This is a genomic window from Dictyobacter halimunensis (assembly GCF_036245075.1).
On the sequence record NZ_BSRI01000002.1, the window covers coordinates 4060365 to 4087364 of the forward strand.

21 protein-coding genes are annotated in these 27000 nt (G+C 55.4%); 13 read left to right on the plus strand and 8 right to left on the minus strand.

What is annotated here, in order from left to right; translation table 11 throughout:
• Nucleotides 1-98: 98 nt before the first annotated feature.
• From AABA21_RS30765 to AABA21_RS30800, 8 genes are all read right to left on the minus strand, one after another.
• On the minus strand, nt 99-1583 hold the full coding sequence (locus AABA21_RS30765) for a glycosyltransferase 87 family protein (protein WP_338256132.1): 1485 nt from the start codon (nt 1581-1583) through the stop codon (nt 99-101).
• 284 nt (nt 1584-1867) lie between these two features.
• Entirely contained in the window at nt 1868-2335 is a 468-nt protein-coding gene (locus tag AABA21_RS30770; RefSeq protein WP_338256134.1) for a GNAT family N-acetyltransferase, read from the minus strand.
• A gap of 33 nt (nt 2336-2368) precedes the next feature.
• Nucleotides 2369-2569, minus strand: a complete 201-nt coding sequence (locus tag AABA21_RS30775) for a hypothetical protein (protein ID WP_126597251.1) — start codon at nt 2567-2569, stop codon at nt 2369-2371.
• 283 nt (nt 2570-2852) lie between these two features.
• Complete coding sequence (locus AABA21_RS30780) at nt 2853-3449, minus strand: NUDIX hydrolase (RefSeq protein WP_338256136.1); 597 nt, start codon at nt 3447-3449, stop codon at nt 2853-2855.
• 28 nt (nt 3450-3477) lie between these two features.
• Nucleotides 3478-4512 (minus strand): NAD(P)/FAD-dependent oxidoreductase, encoded by a 1035-nt coding sequence (locus tag AABA21_RS30785; RefSeq protein WP_338256137.1) that lies wholly within the window; start codon nt 4510-4512, stop codon nt 3478-3480.
• A gap of 30 nt (nt 4513-4542) precedes the next feature.
• Entirely contained in the window at nt 4543-6486 is a 1944-nt protein-coding gene (gene recN / locus AABA21_RS30790) for a DNA repair protein RecN (RefSeq protein ID WP_338256139.1), read from the minus strand.
• A 15-nt stretch (nt 6487-6501) separates the two neighbouring features.
• Complete coding sequence (locus AABA21_RS30795) at nt 6502-7386, minus strand: NAD(+)/NADH kinase (protein WP_338256141.1); 885 nt, start codon at nt 7384-7386, stop codon at nt 6502-6504.
• Between the two features lie 119 nt (nt 7387-7505).
• On the minus strand, nt 7506-9065 hold the full coding sequence (locus AABA21_RS30800; RefSeq protein ID WP_338256143.1) for an HD domain-containing protein: 1560 nt from the start codon (nt 9063-9065) through the stop codon (nt 7506-7508).
• 330 nt (nt 9066-9395) lie between these two features.
• Between AABA21_RS30800 and AABA21_RS30805 the strand changes: the two genes are divergently transcribed.
• The 13 genes from AABA21_RS30805 (at nt 9396) to AABA21_RS30865 (ending at nt 26998) form a co-directional block, all read left to right on the plus strand.
• Nucleotides 9396-11282 (plus strand): PrsW family glutamic-type intramembrane protease, encoded by a 1887-nt coding sequence (locus AABA21_RS30805; protein WP_338256145.1) that lies wholly within the window; start codon nt 9396-9398, stop codon nt 11280-11282.
• Nucleotides 11283-11465: 183 nt separating this feature from the next.
• Complete coding sequence (locus AABA21_RS30810) at nt 11466-12554, plus strand: thiamine pyrophosphate-dependent dehydrogenase E1 component subunit alpha (RefSeq protein WP_338256147.1); 1089 nt, start codon at nt 11466-11468, stop codon at nt 12552-12554.
• On the plus strand, nt 12551-13540 hold the full coding sequence (locus AABA21_RS30815) for an alpha-ketoacid dehydrogenase subunit beta (protein ID WP_338256149.1): 990 nt from the start codon (nt 12551-12553) through the stop codon (nt 13538-13540). Before AABA21_RS30810 ends, AABA21_RS30815 begins: the two co-directional genes overlap by 4 nt.
• A gap of 92 nt (nt 13541-13632) precedes the next feature.
• Nucleotides 13633-14982, plus strand: coding sequence for a dihydrolipoamide acetyltransferase family protein (locus AABA21_RS30820; protein ID WP_338256151.1), 1350 nt, complete (start codon nt 13633-13635; stop codon nt 14980-14982).
• Between the two features lie 179 nt (nt 14983-15161).
• Nucleotides 15162-16037: a lipoyl synthase gene (gene lipA / locus AABA21_RS30825; protein WP_338256152.1), complete on the plus strand. Its 876-nt coding sequence runs from the start codon at nt 15162-15164 to the stop codon at nt 16035-16037.
• Between the two features lie 24 nt (nt 16038-16061).
• Nucleotides 16062-16865 (plus strand): alpha/beta fold hydrolase, encoded by an 804-nt coding sequence (locus AABA21_RS30830; protein ID WP_338256153.1) that lies wholly within the window; start codon nt 16062-16064, stop codon nt 16863-16865.
• 68 nt (nt 16866-16933) lie between these two features.
• Nucleotides 16934-17341 (plus strand): response regulator, encoded by a 408-nt coding sequence (locus tag AABA21_RS30835; RefSeq protein WP_338256154.1) that lies wholly within the window; start codon nt 16934-16936, stop codon nt 17339-17341.
• A 376-nt stretch (nt 17342-17717) separates the two neighbouring features.
• On the plus strand, nt 17718-19343 hold the full coding sequence (locus AABA21_RS30840; RefSeq protein WP_338256156.1) for a DUF1800 domain-containing protein: 1626 nt from the start codon (nt 17718-17720) through the stop codon (nt 19341-19343).
• A gap of 84 nt (nt 19344-19427) precedes the next feature.
• Entirely contained in the window at nt 19428-20690 is a 1263-nt protein-coding gene (locus tag AABA21_RS30845) for a DUF1501 domain-containing protein (RefSeq protein ID WP_338256157.1), read from the plus strand.
• A gap of 239 nt (nt 20691-20929) precedes the next feature.
• Nucleotides 20930-23242, plus strand: coding sequence for an ATP-binding protein (locus AABA21_RS30850; RefSeq protein ID WP_338256158.1), 2313 nt, complete (start codon nt 20930-20932; stop codon nt 23240-23242).
• Nucleotides 23243-23248: 6 nt separating this feature from the next.
• Nucleotides 23249-23713 carry a response regulator gene (locus AABA21_RS30855; protein ID WP_338256160.1) on the plus strand — a complete coding sequence of 155 codons (465 nt, stop codon included), beginning with the start codon at nt 23249-23251 and terminating at the stop codon, nt 23711-23713.
• Between the two features lie 2 nt (nt 23714-23715).
• Nucleotides 23716-24834, plus strand: a complete 1119-nt coding sequence (locus AABA21_RS30860) for an ATP-binding protein (RefSeq protein WP_338256162.1) — start codon at nt 23716-23718, stop codon at nt 24832-24834.
• A 244-nt stretch (nt 24835-25078) separates the two neighbouring features.
• Nucleotides 25079-26998 carry a hybrid sensor histidine kinase/response regulator gene (locus tag AABA21_RS30865; RefSeq protein ID WP_338256164.1) on the plus strand — a complete coding sequence of 640 codons (1920 nt, stop codon included), beginning with the start codon at nt 25079-25081 and terminating at the stop codon, nt 26996-26998.
• The last annotated feature ends 2 nt before the right edge of the window (nt 26999-27000 follow it).

The window sequence follows — 27000 nt, forward strand, 5'->3', positions numbered from 1 at the left end:
ACATAATACCTTTGAGCACCGCAGGTGCTAAAACACATACAGGCTACAGGCGATGATCGTGAGAGCTAGACCCATTCTTAGTATTGAATACTAACTAACTATACCTGCGCCGTTGAACGTACCTGCCCGGTCTGTTTGCGTGCGCGCAGGTAGTCGAAGGCGTATTGCCGTGCTGGCTTCGCCTGTGCCGAGAACAGGATGAAGGCCGGAAAGGCGACACAATAAAAGTACGACGACAGGCTACGCCAGGCCAGGAAGAGCGGCAGTACCGCCAGGAGCATCGCGGCCTCGGGACGGCTGCGGCAGATGCGCCAGTACCAGGCGATGGTCATTACCATTCCTCCTAATTCGAGGGCTGTGTAGACCCAGGTAGGGAAGTAGGGGATCAGGTGAGATGTGCTCAGGCTGATCAGGCCAACGCCCATCGGGAACATCGGATCAGCAATCGGAGCCATCACGCCCGCGAACCATGAGTGGTAGTCCCACATGATAAAGGGCAGGTTGATCGCCAGGCCAATGCCACCCGCGATCGCCATGCGATAGCACGCCTCCCTCCATCCATAGTGCTGAATGGCCATAATCAGATAGAAGGGGATGAAGTACCATGCAATCTGCTTGGTCGCCAGAGCCAGCCCGAAGAAGATGGCCGATATCCAGCGCTGGTCGCGCTTGAGCCAGGAAACCATCAGCAGCAGCGTATAGAAAATGTCCAGGTTGCCGCCGATCGTCGATGCCCACATCGGCACATTGGCGATGGCCAGCAAGATCACCCAGGGGCGTAACGCTGGATTCACCGCCCGCCAGGCCAGGATAACGATCATCAGGTAGGAGAGCATATACAGCGGCAGCACGTTGTAATTCTGAAACAGTGCGAAGGGCACCAGCGTCAGAAATGAGAGCGCGGGATAGCTCACCTTAGCCTCGAACTCAGGGACATCGCCAGACTTGAGCGATGTATTTAAAATGGATTGCAATTCTGACATGCTTGGGTAATCCAGGCGATTGGTGAATTGCCCCTGTCGTAATGGTGTCGTCCAGTTCGGGCTGATATCAAATTGCCGGAAGAGCTCCGGAATATTGGATTCGCTATAGGGATTGCGTCCCTGGACCAGTAAGATGGCAGCATTGGTATCCAGAGAAGTACCATCGTTTGAGAACTGGGGTGCCGAAAAGCACTCGACGACGCCACGCCCAAGCTGGAACATGCCGGCGAGGGTGACCAGAAACGTCAGAATCAGCACGACCCGTTGCCAGGTACGCACCGGACGATGCCCTGGCTTCTCCAACTTCTCCTCCACCTGTTTGGGGGTTGGACGCAACGCCATCCACAGAGCCCAGAAACTACCCAGTAGCAGGAAGAAAGGGATTAGCGCGTTGAACTCTGCTATATGCGGGATTTCATTTGAGGCTTGAAACAGGATGGCGACAGCGATCCATGTAGCTCGTCGTTGCAGTTCTATGATGGGACGCTGTGCATACGATGTATCTTCCGAAAGAAAGTATTGCATCCATCTGTATTGAAAAAGGTGTTTATTATTTTTTAAGTGAGTGGTCTGTTCTACTACTACAGATCGCTGTACCATATCCTCGCGCTTTGCCCCATGCATAACGCGTGCAAATTTAGTTATTCATACAGTGCACGACTAAATGATAAGTTGGGGGTGCTGCGCTTTTACCTCCCATCGAAGTACCGAGAAAACAAGCAGTGCATACCGTCCGACTATAACCATAATTATAGACCTGTTCTCTCGATCCACATCTTAGAACGAAGGGAAGCGGATATCCGTCACAACTTGTGGTAGGCAGTTATCGACCTTGAGGAAATATTGAGCTTTCCTTGATCTTTTATGCCCGTATACCTTTAAATTTATAGTGACAAACGATAATACAACTCTCGATGCTGTAACTCGAAACCCAGATTTTCATACAGACGGATCGCGGACGTGTTTTGATCCCAGACGTGCAGATCGATGGCGTGCAGTTTTAACTCGTCGCGTCCATAGGCGATAGTGTGCTCAATGACGTTACGGGCGTAGCCTTTGCCACGGTGATCGGGGTGAATGATGACGCGCTTCACATAACCAATAGCCTGCACTGCATCTTGAGGAGGAATCATCAACTCTGCTTTTCCTACTACCTCACCCTCTACCTCCACCAGAAAAATGATGGTGTGTTCATGCGTCGAAGGGTCAACCGAGCCAAAGTACTTATGCATCTCGCGGTGAATGTGGCGCGTAGGTGATGCACTGAAGCTGTCGAGATGATCGATGTGGACGATATCTTCGGGTGTGGCGATGCGGATGACCAACGTCTTTGTTGGTAATTGATCTGTCATATATGTGTATCCTGGTCTCTAGCAGTTATCTGCTTACGAATGCCGTTTTCTAGGCAACCTCAAAATAGCGACCAATGCTGCAAGGGAACAGCCAAGAATCATGATCGCGTAAACAATACTCTCGCCATCTTTAGTCGATGCTGTAAGGGTGTCGCGGAGCATAAAAACGCCCCAGATAAAGAATCCAATAAAGACAGCAAACAATAGAATTGTGCTGGTGTATTTTTTGCTCATGGAATATATCCCTTGATAGATTCAAGTCAGACAAACAGGTGTTGTCTGCTGTATGATTCAAATTATAGCATACATGTGTTATCTATGCTGATAAACAGGACCGTTGTGGTAGGTGCGGGGCTTGCCCGGGCTGCCGCCCCTGCACCCCGCTTCTTGAACATCGATGGGCGTGACCCCGTAGGTGCGCCCCTTGCGAGCGCTTGCCGCGAAGCGGCCCGTACCCGTGCGCCCCCGTTTCACCAACGGTACCACCTTCCCTCTCAAAGGCGTTTGCGTTCCCCGGTTATTTGAGGGCTTGCCAGACGAGGCGGTGGATGACGGCGCGGAAGCGTCCCCAGTAGGCCCAGCGACCCGCGATCTGTTCGCTGTATTGATCGCCGAGGTGTTCGAGGTGTTCCGCTAATGTCGGGAGCTCCTCGGGTGTGATTTCGCGGAATTCACCTACCTGTTCGTCTTCGTCTATGGCGCCCAGGGTACCATCCAGTTCATCTAAGAGGAAGGCGAAGGTGTAGAAGGCGGGTGCCTGGTCGGTGTCTTCCAGGTGGTAGGTGGCGACGGCCAGGAAGCGTTTGACTTCGACCTGCAGGCCGGTCTCCTCCTGAGTCTCGCGCAGCAGCGCGTCGAAGATGTATTCTCCGTGGTTAATGCCGCCGGTGAGCAGTCGATACGCTCCTTTGGGATAGAAGGTCTTGATCATGGTGAGCAGCCGGCCATTCTTGCGCCGGATGACCATGCAGACCTCGCCGTAGCGGTCCGTTTTGCTCAACGGGTCGAAGCTTTCATGGATCTGTAGTTCGGCGGATTGTACGATAGGCTGGCCATAGCGTTGAACGAGCTGTGCCAGTTCGTCCTGAATGGTCTGGGGTAACGTTGAAAACATTGAAGAACTCCACTATTTCTCTGGCGATTTAGCGCTGACTGATGAGCCGCTGCGCCACCATTATACCATGCTCTAGCGCCAGATGCAGCCGTCCGCCGACGAAGGCGTCGCCGCTAAAGGCCAGCCGTTGTGGCAGTGTCAGGGCGTTCAATTGGTCGCCATCCGCTTTTTGAGACGGTAAGGCGTAGCGCCAGCGCTGGAGATCGGTGAAGATCGGGGTCGGTAGCTCTTCCTGAATCAACTGGGATACCAGTTGCGCCGCCTGTCGGATGCACTCTCCCTCCTCGATCTCCATGTGCGCGAGACTATACTCGGGCGCCATCTGCGCGATCAGCATGCCCGCTCCTGGTGGAACGCGTTCGGCCGCCTTCTCGTGCTCCCAGGCCAGCCACGAGATAGGATGTTTCTTATCTGTGTTGACCAGGGCATAGTAGGGGCGCGTCTGCGGCCGCGGTTGATAGCCCAGCATGATCGAGAGCAATGGATTATAGCGGACTGGGGCGAGCCGCTGTACGATGGTCTGTTTGAGCTCTGTTTTAAGCTGACTGTTCTGGATGAGTTTCGTCGCCTGGGGAGCGGGCAGTGTAATAAAGAGAAAGTCGAAGCCCGCGTAGTCATAGCCCGCGCTATCGTAGAGCCGCCAGCCATCTGCTTCCTGCTGTACATTGGTGATGCGCGTCTCAAACTGAATCGAGAGTCCTTGCGCCATTTTTTTGGGGAGCGTCGTCAGGCCGCCGCGATAATTCAGCTTTTGTTCGGCGTTCTGCTTTTCGTCCCCCGGCTGAATCTGTCCCTGGCCGTCAAAGATCCAGACGGGTTTCTCGATGTCGATGAGATCGGGTGTGCGAAAGCGTTCAGTAATCCAGGCCAGGCTGGTTGGCGTCCCCTCTTTAATATACTGGGCGCCGTGATCGTAAATAAAGCCCGCGTTTTTGCGGGTGGCCGCGCGTCCTCCGACGCCACGGCTCTTCTCAAAGAGCGTCACTGTATATCCGGCGTCCTGGAGTGAGTGGGCTGCGCCCAGCCCGCTCATGCCAGCCCCTAGAATGGCTACCGATGGCATAATTGATCCTCTGGCGCGAATCGCGCCTGTTTAGCGTTCGATTGACTCCCTGGCCTGTTCTGATCTGCCCTTTTGGCGCAGCCAGTTGGCCTTCCACATGTCGGACCGGCCCAGCATCTCTTCAGCGCTCTTCATGGCGATATCGGTGACGTTACCGCCCATAATATGGGCGATCTCGCGCACTCGTTGCTCGGGCCGTAGCTCGTTGACAATCGTCATGGTGCGGTTATCAAAGATTTGCTTATTCACATTGTAGTGGGTGTCGGCAAACGCGGCAATCTGTGGCAGGTGGGTGACGCAGATGATCTGGTGGTTGCTCGTCAACTGCCAGAGCTTCTCGCCCACCACCTGGCCGCTGCGACCGCTGATACCGGCGTCAATCTCGTCAAAGATCAGGGTTGGCGTGGCATCGGCGTCGGCCAGAATCGTCTTCAGCGCCAGCATTAAACGCGATGTCTCACCGCCGGAAGCGATCTTGGTCAGCGGCTTGAATGGCTCACCTGGATTGGGGGCGATCAGGAACTGAACCCGGTCGACGCCGGTGAGATCGCAGGCATAGTATTGCTCTTCCTGACCATTGAGTGTGACCGGAACGCCATGTCCATCGGGCGTCTGGATAATTTCGACCTGGAAGCGGGCGCGGCGCATGTTCAGATCATTGAGCTGCTCTTCCATGGCCAGGGAGAGGGATTGGGCGACCTCTGAGCGCCGCTCCGACAGCGCCTGCGCCAGGGCGCCGATCTCGCGGCGGAACTGGCCATCCTGTCGCTTCAGCTTGATAATCAGTTCATCGCGATTGTCGATCGTCTCAAGCTCCGCCTGGTCATCGGCCATATGCTGCAGGATCTCCTCAATGGTATCGCCATATTTGCGCTTCAGCTTGGCGATCTGGTCCAGGCGCTCTTCCACGTCGGCCAGTCGATTGGGATCGTCCTCGATATCCGCCTCGTAGCTACTGATGGACGTTGCCACGTCCTCCAGCTGGTAGATGGCCCCGGCCAACGCCTCCTCATACTCCTCCATGGTTTTGTCCAGCCGTACCAGCTCGCTTAATGAGCGCTGAGCCTGGCGGATCTGGTCGAGGGCGGCCTGGAAGCCATCTCCCCCCATCTCTGATCCCTGGATAGAGCCATAGATGTGCGAACACAGTTCGCGCAGGCGCTCGGCGTTGTTGAGGATCTTGCGCTCCTCCTCCAGTTCCTCTACCTCACCGGGACGCAGGCTGGCCTTCTCGATCTCCTCAATCTCGAAGCGCAAAAATTCCGCCCGGCGCTCCTGCTCGCGGATATTCTGTTGCAGCGATATCAATTTTTTGCGCGCGTTGCGCCACTCGCTAACCTTCTCGGCCAGTTGTTCTCGTAGCGGTAGCGTCTCGGCGTAGCGATCCAGGAAATTAATATGCTGATCGGGCCGCAGCAGGCTGATGTTCTCGCTCTGCCCGTGGATATCTACCAGCCAGCTGGCGACCTGCTGCAAAATATGTAAGGAGAGCGCACGCCCATTGATGCGGGCAACAGTACGTCCGGAACGGAAAATATCGCGGGTCAGGATCAACTGCCCATCTTCGGGATAGAGGTCGTACTCCTGTAAGAGCGAGGACAGGGCGACCAGGGCATCAGCGCTCTGCGCGGCGGCCCCGTTCCCATTGGTGGTGCCTCGCTCGGTCTGCTCTATCAGGGTGAGCAGGGGCGAGCCATTGGTGGCGGTGGCCTCTGCGTCCTCTTCAAATGGAAGCCAATCGGTGGGAGGCTGTGGCAGTGCACCGACCGAGAATACCCCCTCGACGGTCGCACGATCACAACCAGCGCGGACAAACTCGGCGCCGATCTTCCCACCAAGTAATGCATTGACTGCATCAATGATGATTGACTTACCCGCGCCTGTCTCGCCGGTGAACACGTTAAAATTACGGTTCAGGCGAATCTGCAGGCGGTCAATAATGGCGAAATCTTTAATCGTTAACTCAAGTAGCATGATTTAATCGTTAACTCAATGTGCGTGATTTGTATCGTTAGCCGTCAGGTTATCGTTTTTCAGCTTCGCGTTGATAATTTGATAAAAGTACGTTGGCGGTCGGCGCCTGAGAAACCTGGTGGTATGCTGGCTCTTGCGGACCCTGATGATCGCGCCGTCCTTGATCTCTCGATTGAGTTGACCATCGGCCGAGAATACGCCATTCTGTGAGCCGGTAAATATCTGTAGCTTGATGGTTGCCTCTGGTTGGATAATGAGCGACCGGTCGGATGCGAGGTGGGCGGCAATCGGCGTCAGGACCATGCTCTGTACCTGTGGATGGAGCAGGGGCCCTCCCACCGCCATATTATAGGCTGTGGAGCCTGTGGCGGTCGAAATAATGATGCCGTCTGCGTAACTCGTATTATAGTAGTAATCATCCACCCAGACGCAGACCTGTACGACGCGTGGCCAGGTGCCGCGAGCAATCACAATGTCGTTGAGCGCCAGGAACTCCTCACGCTGACCATCTTGCTCCAGGACCGCTTGCAGCATTGCGCGTTCATCTACCCAGACGGAACTGTCGCCGTTGAGATAATAGCTCAGGTCACTCGCTATGTCGTCTGGTTCCATCTCGGTCAGGAAGCCGACCCGTCCAAAGTTGACGCCGACAATCGGCGTGCCCGTACTCGCGCACATGCGGGCCGCATGTACGATCGTACCATCACCTCCCAGGACCAGTATCAGGTCAACGTCTTTGAATGAATCCTGGTCATAGGCAACGTCTGACTCAAGGCCTTCTTGATGGATATCGATGGCACGGACCGAATGGCCCTGTTTCTGCAGGGTTTCTACAAGTTGGGCTGCGAATTTGGACGAAGCTTGCTTACGTCCCTGGTAGAAAATCGCGATCGTCTTCACTAAAAAATCTCCAATTGGCAAGTGAGGGCGAACACGATGTGCCGCCCTTACATGTTTAGCCTCAGTAATGTTACGCCATGGGGCGTGTATTGTCAACTAGGTCCTTAGTATGAATGTTCTTATTTTTCCTGTTGGGCTCGTATGTGTTGAAGTTTTTCTTCCGCGAACCAGAGCACTTCTTCTTTAGAATGAACCTCGCCTTCTGCTTGCGCTTCCGCAATGGCTTCCAGAAGCTGCCCGATCAGTGGGCCTGGCTGAAGTTGGAAGTGCCGGATGAGCTCTTCGGATTGAATCAGGCGCGGCGGCAAGATCTGCTCACGTTCGCGAATGTAGCGCGTCAGCAGCGTGCGCACCGTGGCCAGGTGGCGCTGCCAGTGAATGGTCAGTGGCTCGGGTCCTCGCATAGCCAGGTGATCTGCCAGCGAGACCAGGGCCACGTAGATGCCGTTGGGTCCCATGTCGACGAAATAGCGCCGAATGGCCCTGGGGGTCACCGTGGTGCTGCTTAGCTGTCCCGGTCGCATGTGGTGTGCTACCACCTGCTGAATCAGCCTTTTGTCCTGCGTACTGATGCCCAGGCGCTGTGTAATCTGCTGCGCCAGGGGCACCCCTGCCTGTGGATGGTGATAGAACGTAATATTCCCCGCCTCATCCACTACCCGCGTGATCGGCTTGCCGATATCATGCAGCAGCGCCGCTACCTTCAGCGGCGGAGACAGCAACCTGGCGAACGAGAAGATCCCCTGCTGCTCCGCCTCCTGTAGCAGTTGCTGGAGCTCTAGCAGGTCGTCGTGTTCTCCCACATTGAGCGCCGAGCGTCGCACCTCTTCGGGGGGCCGCTGCAGGAGCGTGCCCAGCTTCTCCAGCATCCCTACCGCGGCGAGAGAATGTCCGAAGACATCCCAGTGGTGCAGGTCGGGCTGGGTCATACCGCGCGCGGGCTCCAGTTCTGGTATCAGAACGGTGAGCAGGTGATGGGTGTCCAGAAAGAGTAGATGCTCATAGGATCCCTCGGGCCGCAGCAGGGCATAGAGCTCTTCATGAATGCGTTCGCGCGCCACCTGCGGGAGCAAGGAGGCATCGCGAGCTATATAGCGCGCTGTCTCTGGTTCTATCGTCAGCTGATATTGCCGGGCGAAGCGCATCGCGCGCAGCAGGCGCAAAGGATCTTGCTTGAAGACCGCCTCGGTTGTGGCGCGCAACGTATGCGTCGCGATATCTTGTAGTCCCTGGTGAGGATCGATGGCGGCTTCAGATAGGGAGGCACGTAGTGCTTCCGGTGACGTGGATTGCTCAATGAGCGCGATTACCCTCGTAAAAGGGGCGGCCAGCGCATTGATGGTAAAATCCCGTTTCGCCAGGTCTTCCCAAATGTCAGGCCCCTGTAGTGGCGAGATGTCCAGCGTCAGCTCTTGCTGTTCGTGTTTGACGATGACGCGGCTGGCCTTCTCATGCATATGCGCGTAGAAGCCACCCAGGTGATCTGCCAGCCGACGAGCCAGGTCCGGGATATTGCCGGACGTGGCGATATCCCAATCTACACAGGGCCTTTGCAACAGGAGGTTGCGCATTGAGCCTCCTACCAGGTAGACCGGTCGTTCATACTCTTTCAGTAGCTGGCAGCTTTGTCGCAATGCCTGCAAGACCCATGCGGCGCGGGCCTGTTCTTTTTCTGTCATACCCTGCTCACCAGAATATATAGGTAGAGATAAGTCAATTTTTATCTGCGATCTCTGCATTATAGTATCACCCCTGTCTACCTGTGTGACTGGCGGGAATGTTTATGCGCGTGCGATAGCTTGTCATTCCTGATAGTCCCATGTATAGTAAGAATATGCTCAGTCAGCAGCGAGCTGGCTTATGGTAATCGATGTGGGCGGCAGGTAGCTGGAGAGGGGGTGCAGCTAACGAGAAAAGATAGCTGGTTCATGGTTACCAGAGCCGGGGAAACTATGAGAAAGAGGGGAGCAACAAGCGGCTGGTCGGCCCTTGTTCGCTGGGTACGTTCCATGAGTGGAAGTCAAAATTACGGGGTGTTGCGTGTAGTGCGTGTGCTCTTGCCCGCCGATCCTGCCGGACACCCGGATACACATCCTCGTGGTCTGTTTCCAGAAGAGCGTCTGGTCTATGTGCTGACGTCTCGCGAGACGACTATCGGGCGCGCCTTGAGCAATGATTTGATCTTAATGGACCCCAGTGTATCCCGTGAGCATGCACGCCTGATCTTTGACGGGGAGAACTGGTCTATTCATAATATAACGGAACAGAATATCTTGCACGTCAATGGGCATGAGGTGACCGCCGGGGCGCGGCATGCGCTGAAATCCCAGGATTTTCTGGTGTTGGGCAATACCATGCTGCAGTTGATCGCTCCTAAAGGTGATCAAGATGTTTCTATCGCTTCCGTAGTTGACGACGAGGAGGCTGGTGAGTTACCGCTCCCAACGCCGTCTCAGATCAGCGATGAGGCTGTGAAGTTTCCTGTTTCATCCACGACTCCACATCCCCGTGTTTTTTCACGGCTGCCGCTGCTGCCTCCCATCAAAAAGACGCCGGCGACAAATGGCAAAAGACACGAGGCGCATACAATCTCTCCCGAGACCGCAAACCTGAAGGACCATCAGACGGTTATGGATCTGGATGCGCGCGCATGGGCGGAGGAAGGCAAACTGCTCGGGAGTAGCATTACCTTGCAGTTTGCCTTTCCCAGGGTACTAAAAAAAACGCTGCGCTGGACCATTGGTGGCCTGCTGCTGCTGGCGCTCTTGCTGAGCGCGCTGGCCGCCATTATTTTAAATAACCTGCTGGGGATCGTCTCGCTGGTGCAGGAGAGCCCTGTCAATATCTTATCGGTACTGACGATTCCGATTGTGGCCGCGCTGGGCATTAATCTGCTGGTCAATTTCATTGATCGCTATGAGCGCGAGCCCTGGTTCTTACGCCTGGCCGCCTTCCTCTGGGGAGCCATCATCGCCATTCCGCCGACCACCTTTATCGAGGGGAGTATCGATAGCTGGCGGAGCGCCATCCTGGGTCCGCAGGCGGGCCGGGCCCTGCATGCGCTATTTTCTGCCCTCAATGCCGGTATTACGGAAGAGACCGTCAAAGGACTCGGCCTGCTGCTGCTCTTTTTTGTATTGCGCGACGAATTCGATAACGTGACCGATGGTATTGTCTACGGTGCTTTGATTGGCGCTGGTTTTGCTATGGTCGAAAATATCTTTTACTTCGCCGGCAATCCCAAGGCCTTCCTCTTTTTGCTGATCGGGCGCATCGTATTGGGATGGCTGAGCCACTCCACCTTTACCATCTGCCTGGGCATCGCCCTGGGATATATGCGGCACACGCAGATACGCTGGCGGCAGATCATGATACCCATCATCGGCTATTTTATTGCTGTGGGATTGCATACCGCGTTCGACTTTATCAACTTTTTCGCCAATGCGCTGGTCCTGTCCTCGCCGGATAATTCAAATATTGTTATGTTTTCGCTCTTTGCCAGTATCGGCGACTACATCCTGCCCTTTATCGCCCAGATGGTGATCATCTATTGCCTGATTAAGTCCCTGGCCCATGAGGCCGCCATTATTCGAGAGTTTCTGGCCTCGGAAGTGAGCAACGGGATCGTGACGGTCGACGAGTACGCCATGCTGCAGCATTCGTTTCTGCGTACCCGCATTGAGCGCGGCATCTTATTTCGCCAGGGTTTTAAGCAGTGGATGCGTGTGAAGGCTTTGTATCAGACGGAGATCGGTCTGGCCTTTCGCAAGTGGCACGTCAGTATGGGCGATAAGCCCAAATTGGGCTATATCCAGCCAGAGGATGCCTATCGGCAGCGCATTCAACGCCTGCGTCAGGATATTATTCTGGCTGAAGTCCCAAACTATAAGCTATAAAGAATCGCACCGACTATAGTACATATATAGCTACACTACCCCGCTGATGTGGTAGAGTATACATGTGATTAACAAATGAGTTCCAGGTGTGACTGCGTCAATGGAGAGCAGCCTTGACACCTCTTCATAGCGCATGCTAGCATGAGCGCAAGCGCACCTTAATACAGAAAAGGATGGGTGATTATGGAACTGGAGCGGGCCAACCTGCTACAGATCTATCGTTTTATGCGCCTCACCCGTGCCATGGAAGACCGCATTCGAACCCTGTTTTTACAGGGGCGTATCGTAGGTGGTGTTTACACGGCACAGGGGCACGAGGCCACAACCGTCGGGGCAGCAATGACGCTTCGCGATGGGGACTGCATTGTTCCGCAGCATAGAGATCTAGGTATGCACCTTGTACGGGGAGTCTCTCCTCGCAGTACGATGTGCCAGTGGCTAGCTCGCGGCAATTCCCCCACCTTAGGTCGTGATGGTCAGATGCATATTGGTGATATGCACCAGGGTATTGTCCCCATGATCAGCATGCTCGGAGAGTCACTCCCCGTGGCATGCGGGGTCGCTCTGACCATGAAGATGCGAAAACGTTCAACAATCGTCCTCGCCTCCTGTGGCGATGGCGCAACCAATACCGGCTCCTTTCATGAAGCGCTCAACTTTGCCGCGGTGCAAAAGTTGCCGATTGTCTTTGTGATTGAGAATAATGGGTATGCCTATTCGACCCCTACCTCAAAGCAATTTGCCATTCAGAACCTTTCCGACCGCGCGCTCGCCTATGGCATGCCCGGTCAAAGCGTCGATGGCAATGATGTGCTGGCCGTCATAGAGGCCGTCGGGCACGCTGTTGCCCGCGCCCGCAACGGTCAGGGTCCCGCGCTGGTTGAATGTAAAACGTTCCGCGTGCGCGGCCATTCAGAGGCGGATAAGGCCGATTACGTCCCCGATGATGTACGCGCCGAGTGGCTCAAGAAAGATCCTATTCAGCGCTTCGAGCACTATCTATTCCAGGAAGAAATCTTAACAGAAGCCGCGCGTAGCCAGATGGATGCGCAGATCAAATCTATAGTTGATGATGCGGTACGCTTTGCCGAGCAGAGTCCCGCGCCAGATGAAACAACGGTTGCGCACTATGTCTATGCTCCCGATGGATCAATAGCAATGGTTGGTGATCCGGGTGCGCTGGATACCCGCTATATCAACGCGTACGACAGTCGTACGGGCCAGCCGTTTCACATCGTGCAAAAGGCAGAGGAGGCCGCTGGACGACGATGAGTGATAGAAAAGTAACCTACCTGGAGGCTATTAGCCAGGCCATTCGCGAGGAGATGTTGCGCGACGACGCCGTCTTCCTCCTGGGGGAGGATGTGGGGTCATACGGTGGAGCATTCAAAGTCAGTGCCGGCCTACTGTCGGAGTTCGGCGCCGATCGCGTGATCGATACCCCGATGTCCGAGGCGGCCATTATCGGGTCTGCCGTTGGTTCAGCGCTGATGGGCATGCGTCCCATCGCTGAAATGCAGTTCATCGATTTTATTACCTGCGGCTTCGACCAGATCATCAATATGGCGTCGAAGATGTACTGGCGCGTGGGTATGCCGGTTCCTATGGTGGTGCGCGGACCCTCCGGCGGCGGCACCAAAGGGGGACCATTCCACTCCACCAGCCCCGAAGCCTGGTTCTTTCACGCGCCGGGCATCAAAGTCGTCGTCCCTTCCACCACCTATGATGCGAAGGGTCTGCTCAAGGCCGCCATTCGCGACAACAATCCCGTCCTCTATCTGGAGCACAAGTTGCTCTATCGTCTGCCCGAACTGCGCGAAGAACTGCCGAGCGAGGATTACGTCGTGCCGCTGGGCAAAGCCATCGTGCGCCGCGAAGGCGAAGACATGACCATCCTGACCTATGGCGCGATGGTTCACCAGTGCCTGAAGGCCGCGCAAAAGCTGGAAGAGGACGATGATCTGGAAGTCGAGGTTCTGGACTTACGCAGCCTGGCACCATTGGACCGTGAGGCGATCACGGAGTCGGTAAAACGCACCAATAAGGTGCTGATCGTCCATGAGGATACCCTGACGGGCGGGATCGGCGCCGAACTCTCGGCCATCCTGGCGCAGGATCTGTTTGAATACCTGGACGGTCCTATTACACGCGTGGCCGCCCCAGATGCGCCGTTCCCATATGCGCCGGCGCTAGAGGCCGCCTATCTGCCAAACGCTGACAAGATTCTTTCGGCCGCCAGAGAACTGGCCGCGTACTAAACGTGTTATATAGAGGTCATATATATGATCGGCTATTTCATAGAGATCTTACAAATCTATCATCATAGAGGGGATGAAAGGGTGTACTTATTATGCCAACACCAGTAAAAATGCCGCGCCTGGGCGAATCGGTGGCGGAAGGAACCATCGGCTCCTGGCTAAAACAGGTTGGAGATACCATCGAGCGCGATGAAGCGATCGCCGAGGTGATTACCGATAAAATTAATGCTGAATTGCCATCTCCGGTAGCCGGACGGCTGGTCAAGATCCTGGTCCAGGTCGATGAGACGGTGCCTGTGGGGACCGACATCGCCATGATTGAAGAGAGCGCCGATGTGCCAGCGGACAGCGGCACGTCCGGACCCGATGCCGCTCCGGTGGAGAGCGTGCGCGAGGCCGATACCCCGTTGCCCGAGTCGTCGCAGCCCGTGGGCCTGCCGAGCAATGGCACGCGCGTGAAGCAGCAGCGCGAAGATGAGGAGCGTCAGCGTATCTCTCCGCTGGCCCGTCGCCTGGCGCAGGAGCACGGCATCAACTTGAACGATATCGCCGGAACCGGCGCTGGTGGCCGCGTGCGCAAAGAGGATATCCTGGCCTTTGTGGAGCAACGACAAAAGGTAGCGACTCCCGCCGCTGCCGCGTATGCCCCGTCCGCTCCTGCCGCTTTTGCCGCCCCCGTTGCCCCGCAACCCGCCCGTGTAGAGGTTGCGCAGCCCACGTCGGAGCAACTGACCGAGGCCGGCGACGAGGTGGTCTCACCCAGCCGCATGCGCCTGGCGATCGCCGAGCATATGGTGCGCAGCAAGCGCACCTCGCCGCACGCCACCACCGTGGTCGAGATCGACATGACCAATATCGCGAAGTGGCTGGCCAAAAATAAAGAAGAGTTCAAACGCCGCGAAGGCTACGGCATCAGCTTTGTTCCATTTGTGATGAAGGCCGTCTGCGAAGGCATTCGCAAGTATCCAATCATCAACTCCACCTGGACGCCCGATAACAAGATCATTATCAAGCGCCACATCAACCTCGGCATGGCCGTCTCGACCGACACAGGACTGGTCGTCCCGACGATTTATGACGCCGACCAGTATACGCTGGCAGCGCTCGCGAAGCAGGTTAACGCCCTGGCTCAGCGCGCGCGGGCCAACAAGCTGACCGTTCAGGATATGCAGAACAGCACCTTCGTAGTGAATAATCCTGGCGTATTTGGTACAATTATATCTATGCCTATTATCAATCAACCACATGCGGCCATTCTCAGTATGGATGCCGTCGTGAAACGGCCGGTGGTAATTGAAGATGACGCTATCGCTGTGCGTTCGATGATGTTTATGTCGATGTCATTTGACCACCGCATCCTGGATGGAGCGGGCGCCGGCGGCTTCCTGCAGGCCGTGCGTACCAAACTGCAAAGCTATGGACGCGACATCGATGTGTATTAGTACGTCCCTTGGGACGTACCTATAATAGAGTAACATAGCATCTTGTCTGCGGGGAGATGCAGGAGGGGCGAGCATGCCGGGAGCATGCTCAAGTCCCCACAAACCTCTTCCTTATTCCCCGCCGAAGGCGGGAAGACAAGATGCCAGCCAGTTGCAGAACTAAAACAAGGAAAATTTCCATGACGACCATTATCCCGGAGCGCCGGCCTGAATGGCTACGCGTACGAGCTCCCAAGGGAGAAAACTACCAACAACTCAAGCAACTGATGCGCGGTCAGTCGCTGCATACCGTCTGTGAAGAGGCACGCTGCCCCAATATCGGCGAGTGCTGGGGACACAAGACCGCCACCTTTATGATCCTGGGCCGCGTCTGTACCCGTAGCTGTGGCTTCTGTGCCGTTGAGACGGGGCGTCCAATGGGTCTGGACTGGGAAGAGCCGAAGCGCGTGGCGGAGGCTGCGAAGGAGATGGGGCTGCGCCACGCCGTGGTGACCTCGGTCAATCGCGATGAGTTGAAGGATGGCGGCGCGGCGGTCTTCGCTTCAACCATTCGCTGGATCCGCCGGCTCAATCCCGAGTGCAAAGTTGAGGTATTGACCCCCGACTTTAAGGGCTCGGCCGACGCCTTGCGTGTGGTGATGGATGCGAAACCCGATATTTACAACCACAACGTCGAGACGATTCCCAGGCTCTACAAGCGTGTGCGCCCCCAGGCTGTCTATCAGCGCTCGCTGCAGGTGCTGAAGATGGCCAAAGAGATGTACCCTGGCACACGTACCAAGTCCGGCTTTATGCTCGGTCTGGGCGAGAGCTGGGATGAGATCCTTGAGGTGATGCGCGATATGCGTGAGTATGACGTCGATATCCTGACCATCGGCCAGTACCTGCGCCCATCGTTCCAGCACCTGCCGATTCAGCGCTACGTACCACTGGAAGAGTTCGCCGCGTTGAAGGCCGAGGGCAAGAAGCTGGGCTTCCGTCACGTGGAATCGGGACCCTTTGTGCGCAGCTCGTATCATGCCCATGAACAGGCCGATGGAGCGACGCAAGAGTAATCGAGGAGTAAGCAAGGAGCAATCATGGCATCGAAAGCAAGCATAAACTCCGTTGAACTGGCTTATGAAGACCATGGCATTGGCGTCCCGTTGATCTTCCTGCATGCGTTTCCGCTCAACCGGCACATGTGGGACAACCAGCTTGGAAGCCTGCTGGACGAGCAGCGCTATCGCCTGGTGGCGCCGGACTGGCGCGGCTTCGGTGAGAGCAGCCTGTATGGGAACCTCTCGACTATGGAGATGTTCGCTGATGATCTGGCCGGCCTGATGGATCACCTGGGGATGCAGCAGGCGGTGCTCTGCGGACTCTCAATGGGTGGCTATGCTGCTTTCGCTTTCTTGCGCAAATATCCTCAGCGGGTGGGCGGCCTGGTCCTGGCCGACACCCGTCCCGGCGCGGATACCGAGGAGGCGCGGGCCAATCGCGAGAATCTGGCCCGCACGGCCGAACAGCAGGGAACGGATGCCATCGCCGATCTGCAGATTCCGCGCCTCCTTTCAGAGCATACGCTCACCCATCACCCCGCCGTAGAGGCACAGGTGCGCAAGCTGATCGCGACTGCCAATCCGCTGGGTATTGCCGCCGCCTCACGTGGTATGGCCCTGCGCGCCGACAGCAGCGATCTCCTGAGCACCATCAACTGTCCCACGCTGGTGCTGGCTGGCGAGCACGATGCCCTGACGCCGCCCGATGTGGCGCGTGAGTATGCCAGCCAGATCAAGGGAGCCCGTTTCGCGGTCATTCCCCATGCTGGCCATCTCTCAAACCTCGAACAGCCCGAGGCATTTCAGACCGTACTGCAAGATTTCTTGCGCAGTGCCCTATAAGGTTCTTGCAAACGCAGCATAGAGTTAACCCGAGTCGGTGATCCCCTGGCTTTCACAGAGAGGGAAACATGGTACAGCAGCCATCGCTTCAGCATCCGGTGGTACTGGTGGTAGACGATAATCCTGCCATTCGCGACATGGTCTCCTGGGCCCTGGAGTTAGATGGTTATGAGCCGGCCGAGGCCGCCGAAGGCCAGGAGGCTCTCGACTGGCTGCATAACGCGGCCCGCGAAGGCCGCTATCCCGCCGTCATTTTACTGGACCTGGCCATGCCCGGCATGGATGGTCTCACCTTTTTAGCCCGCCTGCAGGAATATCGTGAGCTCTACTCCTCATCGTTTCCCGGCCCATCCGTCGTCGTCATCACCGCCAACATCGCCGCCTCCGAAGTCGAGAAGCTGGGAGTAGAGCGCGTCATCATCAAGCCCTTCCACGTCCGTGACCTGCTGGATGCCGTGCGTATGCTCACCTGTTAACTGCCTTCCCGGTGTCACCTTTGGTGGAACGGGGTCGCGGAGCTCCAAGCCGGGGCAAGCCAGGCACCTACGGCGACGATTCATTAAATAAAAAGATGGTGGCGTGTGGTTGTGCGGCGGGTACCCGCCGCACAACCACACGCCACCATCTTTTTATACACGGGCGGCCGCGTATGCGGACGCCCGTGCGCTGGCGCTCAACTCCCCCATAAAAAAAGAGCAAATCATTAGCTTCTCTTGAGACTTCCTTGAACTCTTCCTGTTACAATTTCCGCAGATAGAGAAAAAACCATACAGTTCTATGTATTTTTATGATAGACGCACCATCACTTATTCATAGTGAATCACACATAAACGCATAGAGGAGACGTTAAACATGGATATGCATGAACAGCCCACTGAACCGTGGCGGAGGGCTGATCCCGGTCAGAATGTGAATATGCCCGGACCCCCACCAGCATTCGCGACCTCTGTGCCAGGAACCGGAGGGGCGACGCCCACGCCAAAGCGCCTGTCGCGCCGGGCTCTCTTTTCAGGACTGGCCGGCGCGGGCGCCGCCGTAGCCATTGGCGGCGTTGCCCTGGCTGAATGGCAGCATACGCAACAGACTGGTGCCGGCTCACAATCCACGGCTGGCTCTGGCGCAAATGCGCAGATCGGTCACCTGTTGCGCCGCGCCGGCTTTGGCGTTACCCTGAACGACCTGGCTACCTATACCCCGCTGGGATTTCAGGGCGCGGTGGACCGCCTGTTGAACTATCAGCAGGTCTCCGATCAGCCGCTGGAGCAACAGTTGACTGCGGCGAATCTGAACCTGGCGAAGCCGCAGAGTCAGCAGCAATGGTGGTTGCTACGCATGGCTGGTACCCAGCGACCGCTGTTGGAAAAGATGACCCTCTTCTGGCATGGCGTTTTGACCAGCAGCTTTCAAAAAGTCGGCGGTCCAAATGCCTATATGCGCATGATCGTGCAGAACAAGTTCTTGCGCGACCACGCCTTCGATACCTTCGACAATCTGCTGCTGGGCATTACCAGTGATCCCGCCATGCTGTTCTACCTGGATCTGACCAAGAGCCGCAAGAACGCGCCCAACGAGAATTTCGCGCGCGAATTGATGGAATTGTTTACGCTCGGCCTGGGTCACTATACGCAGCAGGATGTGTTTGAGGGAGCGGCCGCCCTGACAGGCTGGCACGTACGCCCGGGCGCCCAGCCAGCGCGCTACTCTCCGGCCGACCATACCACGCGCGAGCTGGTCTTCCTGGGACAAAAAGGGAACCTCGACTATAAGGATGTTGTCAGGATACTCGCCAGCCATCCGGCTACCCCCTGGTTTATCTGCCGCAAGCTCTTTACCTTTTTCGCCTACGAAAATCCGAGCAACGCTGATCTGCAGCCTCTGGTGGATACTTACGTCAAGAGCAACCACAGCATGCAGGCGGTCATGAAGACGCTGCTGCTCTCACCACAGTTTAGCTCACCCAAAGCGTATCGCGCGCGTATGAAATCGCCGACCGAGTTTCTGGTTGGCTCGTACCGGGCGCTGGACGCGAAGACCAGTGGCGTGGAACTGCCTGCCCTGCTTTCCCAACTGGGGCAGACCCTGCTTGCGCCACCCAATGTCGCGGGCTGGCCGGGCGATAAAGTCAGCTCACTCTGGCTCAATGGCGGCACCTGGATGACACGTCTCAACTACATCAATACGCTGATCGGCGGTGGACGCTATCGCGGCACCGTCTACAAGCCGCTGGATTTCCAGTCTATTGTCGATACCCGGCACATCGATACGCCCGAGAAGTTCGTGGACCACTTTTCCGCTTTCTTGCTGGATGGCACGCTGGATAATGAGCGCAAGGGTCAGCTGGTGGACTACTTCAATACCCCTGATCCACGTTCACGCAAAGGACACATCACGCTGAGCGGCGGAAAGAGCTATCCGGTCAGTAAGGTACGGGGAACACTATATCTGTTGCTGGCAGCGCCAGAATATCAGCTCAATTAGAATGCATAAATAGATACACATGCAGGAACGCAGCCTGACGGCGGGCCTATAGCTTGCCTGCCAGGGTCAGGAAGGAAAAAGGATATGAAACTTTCGCGTCGCGCACTGATCAAGGATGGCATGCTGGTGGTCTCCGCTGGTATGGTCATGCCGGCCATTTTTAGCCGTGGCGTCGCCTCGGCTAAATCGCTTCAGATGGATGGTGCCCGCACCGCCATGGCGGGCAACGACCACACGTTGATCGTAGTTCAGATGGCGGGCGGCAACGACGGCCTGAATACCGTTGTCCCCTATACCGACGCCACATACCATAAGATGCGTCCCACATTGGGGCTGGCTGAAGACAAGGTTTTGCACCTGGACGATCGCCTGGGGCTGCATCCCAACCTGGCGCCGCTCAAAAGCCTGTGGGACCAGGGTCATCTCGCCGTCGTCGAGGGCGTCGGCTATCCCAATCAAAGCCTCTCGCACTTTCAGGCGATGGATATCTGGCAGACTTTAGACCTGAATGGCAACGGCAGCGAGGGCTGGCTGGGAAAACTGGTGGCCGGCCTGGTTGATAAAGATGGGCATCCCTTCCAGGCCATGGATATCGGGACCCAGACGGCGCAGGCACTCTCCTCAATCACCACGCCGGTCCCGACGCTGACCAGTCCACAGGCCTATCGTCTTAACACGGACCCTACCGAGCCCGATGGAGGCAACGCGCGTCTGCAGGCGCTGCTCAAGCTCTATAATACCTATCCGCGCTCATCGCCGTACGCCGCGCTCTTAGACACGACCGCACTTAATGCGCACGAAGGGGGACGCCAGCTGCTGCAGGCTCAGTCCGCCTATCACCCGGCCGTCACTTATCCCCAGGGTCCATTCGCCGCCGGCCTGAAGACGCTGGCCGAAGCCATCGTGCAGGGACTTGGCCTGCGCGTGGGCTATGTGACGCTGGGCGGATTCGACACCCACGCCAACCAGGTCACGACCCATGAGACCCTGTTAAAGACCCTGGCCGAAGGACTGTCCGCGTTCTATACCGACCTGGATAAGCATGGCAAAGCCGATAACGTCGTGGTCATGACCTGGTCAGAGTTTGGGCGACGCGTCGAAGAAAATGGTAGCCAGGGGACAGACCATGGCACAGCCGCCCCTCTCTTCGTGCTGGGCAAGTCGATTCACCAGGGCGTCTATGGCGAGCCACCCGACCTCAAAAACCTGGACCAGGTAGGCAACCTGAAATATACCGTCGATTTCCGTTCCGTCTACGCGACCATGCTGGATCGCTGGATGGGCGCCTCCTCCAAAGATGTCCTGGGCGGCTCCTTCGGCTCCCAAAACTTCTTGCCACAGCTCTGATCCGTTTAGACAAAGAGACAAGCGTGTGCCAGGGTTCGCAGGGTCAGGACCGACCCTGCGAATCCTGGCACACGCTTGTCTCTTTGTCTACTTGAGATTTCTGTAGATTTGTGATAAATAGAAGGGATGGATCGTGAGCGTATCTCCCTGCCACTTTTTTGTTTTGGCGAATCTAGCCTTTCTTGAGAAGCAACGACAATTATTTTTAGAGGAAATGTAAAAGGTAAAGATGGATGAGTATGAGCAAGTTTAGCAAGGAATATGTGACACAGACCAATGTGTCAAATGAAGTTGTAGATCTTACCAATTGTGACCGTGAGCCAATTCATATTCCGGGATCTATTCAACCTCATGGCATCCTGATGGTTCTGAGTGTACCCGCCCTGCATATTATCCAGATCAGCAACAACGCTGAGGCGTTGCTGGGTATCGCGTCAGAGAACCTGCTGGAGCAGCCTATTGCCCAGCTTCTCCCATCCGACCAGCTAGAGCAGCTCACGGCCAGCCTGCAGTCAGATGAGATTGAGGAGGTAAACCCGCTGCTGCTGACGCTACAGAACAGCGAAGGCCAGGAGCTGCGCTTCGATGGAGTCGTGCATCGTGTCGATGATCAGGAAAAAGATCTGTTGCTGCTCGAACTGGAGCCAGCCCCTGAAGAAAAACGCGCCTCCGTTCCGAATTTCTATCAGATTATGCGCACATCGGCCGCGGTCCTGCAGCGAGCCGCTAATCTCCTGGATATGTGCCAGGCCTCGGCCGAGGCTGTACGTAGATTGACCGGTTTTGATCGTGTGATGATCTATCGCTTCCATGCAGACTGGCATGGTGAAGTCATCGCGGAAGCGCGCACTGAAGACCTGGAAGCATATCTGGGGCTACACTACCCGGCTTCAGATATTCCCGCCCAGGCGCGTGAGCTGTATCGCCACAACTGGTTACGCCTGATCGCCGACGTCTCCTATCAACCGGCGCCACTGATCCCGGCGGCCAATCCGGTTACCGGGGGACCCATCAACCTGGGCTCTTCGGTGCTGCGCAGCGTCTCACCGATGCATATCATGTACCTGAAAAATATGGGTGTGGCCTCCTCCATGTCTATCTCGATCAAGAAAAATGATCAGCTGTGGGGGTTAATCTCCTGTCACCACAACTCGCCCCGTTTCGTGCCCTTCACGGTGCGCGCGGCCTGCGAGTTCCTCGGTCAATCGCTCTCGCTGCAGATCGCGGCCCGTGAAGATATTGATGACTACGCCTATGAGATGCATGTAAAGAACATCCAGGCTTCATTGCTGGACCATATACGTGGCGATCAGAGTGCCTTTGAACAGCTATTGCAGCATCCCGAAGAATTGCTGAGCCTGACGAATGCGCAGGGGGGCGCCGTCTGTTTTAACGATCGCTATATGCCCATTGGCCAGGCGCCGGAGGCCGCCGATGGCATGCGTATCGTTGCCTGGCTCAAAGAGCATGTGCAAAACGATGTGTTTGTGACCAATACATTCTCCGATCACTGGAATGACGCAGAACAACTGCAGGGCATGGTGAGCGGCCTCCTGGCCATCTCGATCTCACCCTTGCAGGGCAGCTATGTGCTCTGGTTCCGGCCAGAAGTTGTGCAGCAGGTAACCTGGGGTGGTGATCCGCACAAACCGGTCGAAGTGCAGCCGGACGGCAGCGCCATCTTATATCCGCGTACCTCTTTTGCCGCCTGGAGTGAAACGGTCCACTTTCAGTCCCAGGCCTGGAAAGCCTGCGAGGTAGATGCGGCGCGCGGCTTCAGAAGCGCTTTGGTGGACCGCGCACTGCACGATCTATTGGTACAGCGTTCCGAGGAACTGGCCGGACTCAACAAGCAGCTGGCGGATAGCAATCAAGAGCTCGATTCTTTTGCCTACATCGTTTCGCATGACCTGAAAGAGCCCTTGCGTGGCATCAATAATTACGTGAACATTTTGAAAACAGATTTTGCCGATAGCTTGAATGAAGAAGGATTGAGCCGCCTGGACACCCTGTTGCGCCTCTCGCATCGGCTCGATTCCTTGATCGATTCTCTGCTGCACTACTCACGTGTGGGACGTGTCGATCTGGCCTTTGCCGAGACCAATCTCAACGAGGTGCTTGATACCTCTCTGGAGTTGTTGCGTGCCAGAATTGAAGAGGAGGGTGTTGAGATCCGCGTGCCGCGTCCCCTGCCAACGGTCTGGTGTGATCGTGCCCGCGTCGGCGAAATCTTTACCAATTTAATCACCAACGCCATGAAGTATAATGATAAGGCAGAGAAATGGATCGAAATAGGATATCAGCAGCCTGAAAATTCAAGACAAGCACTGATCTTTTATGTACGCGACAATGGCATCGGTATTCGTGACAAGTATTTTAACTCGATCTTCCACATCTTTAAGCGTTTGCATGGTCGGGAAAAATTTGGAGGAGGCACGGGTGCTGGTTTGACAATCGTTAAACGTATTATAGAGCGTCATGGAGGTGAGATCTGGCCGGAGTCTACATTTGGAGAAGGTACGACGTTCTATTTTACTCTGCAGGAAGGCTAGCTACGCATGCAGCGAATGATTGACCGTTCCGATTATCCAATACTGATTGTAGAGGATAATGACGAAGACTTTGAAGTAATCCAATGGGCATTAAAAAAGTTATCGATCACCACTCCCATCTATCGTTGCGATGATGGGGATGACGCCCTGGACTTTCTTCACCATACCGGACAATATGCCCAGAAAGAAAATTCGCCCCGCCCCGCGCTCATTTTGCTCGATCTGAATCTGACCCTTATGAACGGACAGGAAGTGCTCACTCGTATCAAGCACGATGATGCGCTGAAAATGATTCCCGTTATTATCTGGACTACATCGGCCGATCCCAAAGATATCGAGATTTGTTTCAGGCAGGGTGCCAACAGCTATATCCTTAAACCGATGACTTTTGATAAACTATTAGGTGCTGTCGATTTGCTCAACCAGTACTGGTTCGGAGTGGTAAAGCTTCCTGAGATAACAGAGATGTGAGTATGGCGGAGAAGAACCCTACAATTTGTATTATTGATGATAATCCGGACGATCGGGAGAATTTTCGGCGCTACCTTTTGCAGGATCCCCTCTATCGCTATCAATGCTATGAGGAGGAAACGGGTGAGGACGGACTGCTCCTGTGCAAGAAAATTCAGCCCGATTGCATTCTGCTCGACTACAAACTGCCTGATATTGATGGGCTGGAATTTTTAGCGGAACTGGCGGACCCCTCCGGTTCCGTTCCCTTTGCGGTCATTATACTGGCCGGCCTGGGCGATGAGGGGATCGCCCTGCAGGCGATGAAGAGCGGGGCCCAGGACTACCTGGTGAAGGATGAGATGACGCCGGGCAACCTGTTTCGCGCCATCCACCATGCGATCGAGCGCACAACGATGCGACGCGCCCTGGAGAAGCACCAGCAGGACCTGGAGCAGAAAAACCAGGAGATCCAGGCCTTCGCCTATGCGCTGGCCCACGATCTGCGCGCCCCTTTGCGGGCTATTACCGGCTTCTCGCAGATCGTTGAGCAGGATTACCATGATGCGCTGGACGATAGCGGACGCCATTATGTCGAAAATATTGTGCATGCCTGCGCGCAGATGGATCGTCTGATCGATGATCTTTTAAATTATACGCGCATCGAGCATCGGGCGCTCCGCTATAAGCCTGTGGCCTTGAACTATTTACTGCAGCAGATCGTGAAAGGTATGGAGACGCGTCTCACAGAGACCGGAGCAACCATCACTCTGGCGGAGGATATCCCCACCATTTATGGGGATAGTACCCTGATCAACCAGGTCTTCGTCAACTTGCTGGATAATGCCCTGGTGTATCATAAGCCGGACGAACTGGCACAGGTCACCGTTAGCTGGCGCGAGGATGGCGATTTTATTGTTGTCAGGCTGGCCGATAATGGTATCGGTATCGCGCCTAAGTTTTACGAGAAAATCTTTAATATTTTTCAACGCTTACACAGTGAAGAGATTTATCCCGGTACCGGCATCGGCCTGGCCATCGTGAAAAAGGCGATCGATCTGTCGGGTGGATTTGTATGGGTCGAATCTACTCCAGGTGTAGGAAGTAATTTTTTTGTAAAGCTGCCTAAGTACAAAGTATAAATATGGGTCTGGTATGTGTCCATGGTATAGGCAATTTGTTTATAGTGAAACTGATTAGGTTACATAAGAGTAATACTGTTATATTTAAATGGGTATAGCTCTTATCCCACTGTAGAGGTTGTCTGTGGTACGTGTGAGTATGTAGGATGCCATATTATTTGGATGAGCGAAGCCGTTTCGGCCGTGATGTGAGTTGGATGCGCGCGGCGTTTACGATTGCTTTAGAGTATGTTGGAGTGAGCTTGTGAGGTTCCTGATTGTCGATGATAGTAAGCCTGATCGTGAGTTAGTGATCAGGCGCCTGAAAAAAGAATTTCCAGATGTTGAATATGTAGAGGCATCGCATTTGGACGAGCTGGAAGACGCGATGGCCAGCGATGACTTTGATATTGTGCTCACCGATTATCAATTAAACTGGACGAATGGCCTGAATATCCTGAATAGGGTCAAGCAGCAATATCCTGGCGTCCCAGTCCTGATGGTCACCGGTACCGGCAGCGAAGAGATCGCGGTAGAGGGCCTGCGCTCGGGTCTGAGTAACTATATTCTCAAGAGCCATCTGGATCAGCTCCCGCAGGCTGTGCATGAGGGCCTGGAGAAGGCACGCTTGCAGAAGCAATATAATGAAGCCATCCTGCAGATCCGCCATTCTGAAGAACGCTATCGCGAAATTTTTGAACAGGGTCTGACCGGTATCTTTGTTTGTACCCCCGAGGGAACACTGCTTACCTGCAATACAGCATTCGCGCGTATCCTGGGCTTCGCCTCTGAACATGACGCTTTGCAGACCGATATTCACGCTCTCTATCCAACATCCAAGGATTACGAGGCCTTTCTTGCGCGTTTAGCCAAAGAGAAGCGCTTAGAATACTACGAAGTTGAGATGGTACGCCACGATGGCGCGCCGGTCTACGTGGTTGAAAATGTTGTGGGCAGCTTTGATGAAGATGGCAGATTGACTGAGATCAAGGGTTATATTTTTGACACCACGGAACGGCGTAAACTGGCGGACCAACTTCAGCAGGCCCAGCGGTTGGAGAGCGTTGGTCTGCTGGTCAGTGGTATCGCCCATGACTTCAATAATATGCTGGGAGGCATCCTTGGCTACGCCAGCCGTGGTCTTAACCGTGTCACCCCGAGCCATCCCCTCTACGACAATTTAAGCCACATTCATGAAATTGGCACGCGGGCCGCGAAGATGACCCATCAATTGCTGGCCTTTTCACGCCGGCAGGTTCTGGAGCCAACCGACGTCAACCTGAACTACGTGGTTGAGAATCTTTTGAGCCTGGTTGGCAAGATACTGGCCGACCAGATTGAAATCGAGTTCATTCCCGATCCCAATCTCAAAACGGTGCACGTCGACTATGCGCAGATCGAGCAGGTGCTGATGAATCTGTGTGTCAACGCCCACGATGCCATGCCAGATGGGGGAAGGCTTACCATCAGGACCAGCAACGTACCCTACGAGGAGGCCTACCGCAAGAGCCGCGGCCAGTTGGCGGAGGCGCAGTATGTCCTGCTTACTGTGCAGGATAGTGGTATTGGCATGGATGAGCAGACGCAGTCGCATATCTTTGAGCCTTTTTTCACCACTAAAGAGACCGGGAAGGGGACAGGCCTGGGCCTATCCATGGTGCATGGTATTATTGGTCAACACAACGGATATATCGCGGTTGAGAGCACGCCGGGAAGGGGAACCTGCTTCTCCATCTACCTGCCAACCATTGAGGTGCCCGCGACCGAGCCAGATTTCTATAAAAATACGCTGGCGGTCAGCCAGGAGTCGGTGCGTGGTGGAGACGAAAACATCCTGGTGGTTGAGGACGATCCCGATCTGCGCTGCCTGATAGAAGAGGCGCTGACAGAGTATGGCTATACCGTGGTGAGCGCCGCCGATGGATCTGAGGGGCTCAAGCTTTTTGAGCGGCGTGACCCGGTTTTCTCGCTGGTCGTTTCGGATCTCGTTACCCCTAAAATGAAGGGGAAAGAGCTTTACGACAACATCCACCTGTTGAGCGAGCAGACAAAATTTCTCTTTATCAGCGGCTACCAGGCGAACCAGATCAGCCAGAACTTTGTGTTGGATAAAGGGTTTGCCTTCCTGCAGAAGCCGTTTGACCTGGATGAACTGGCCACCCGCGTACGCGAGATCCTCGGCTAACG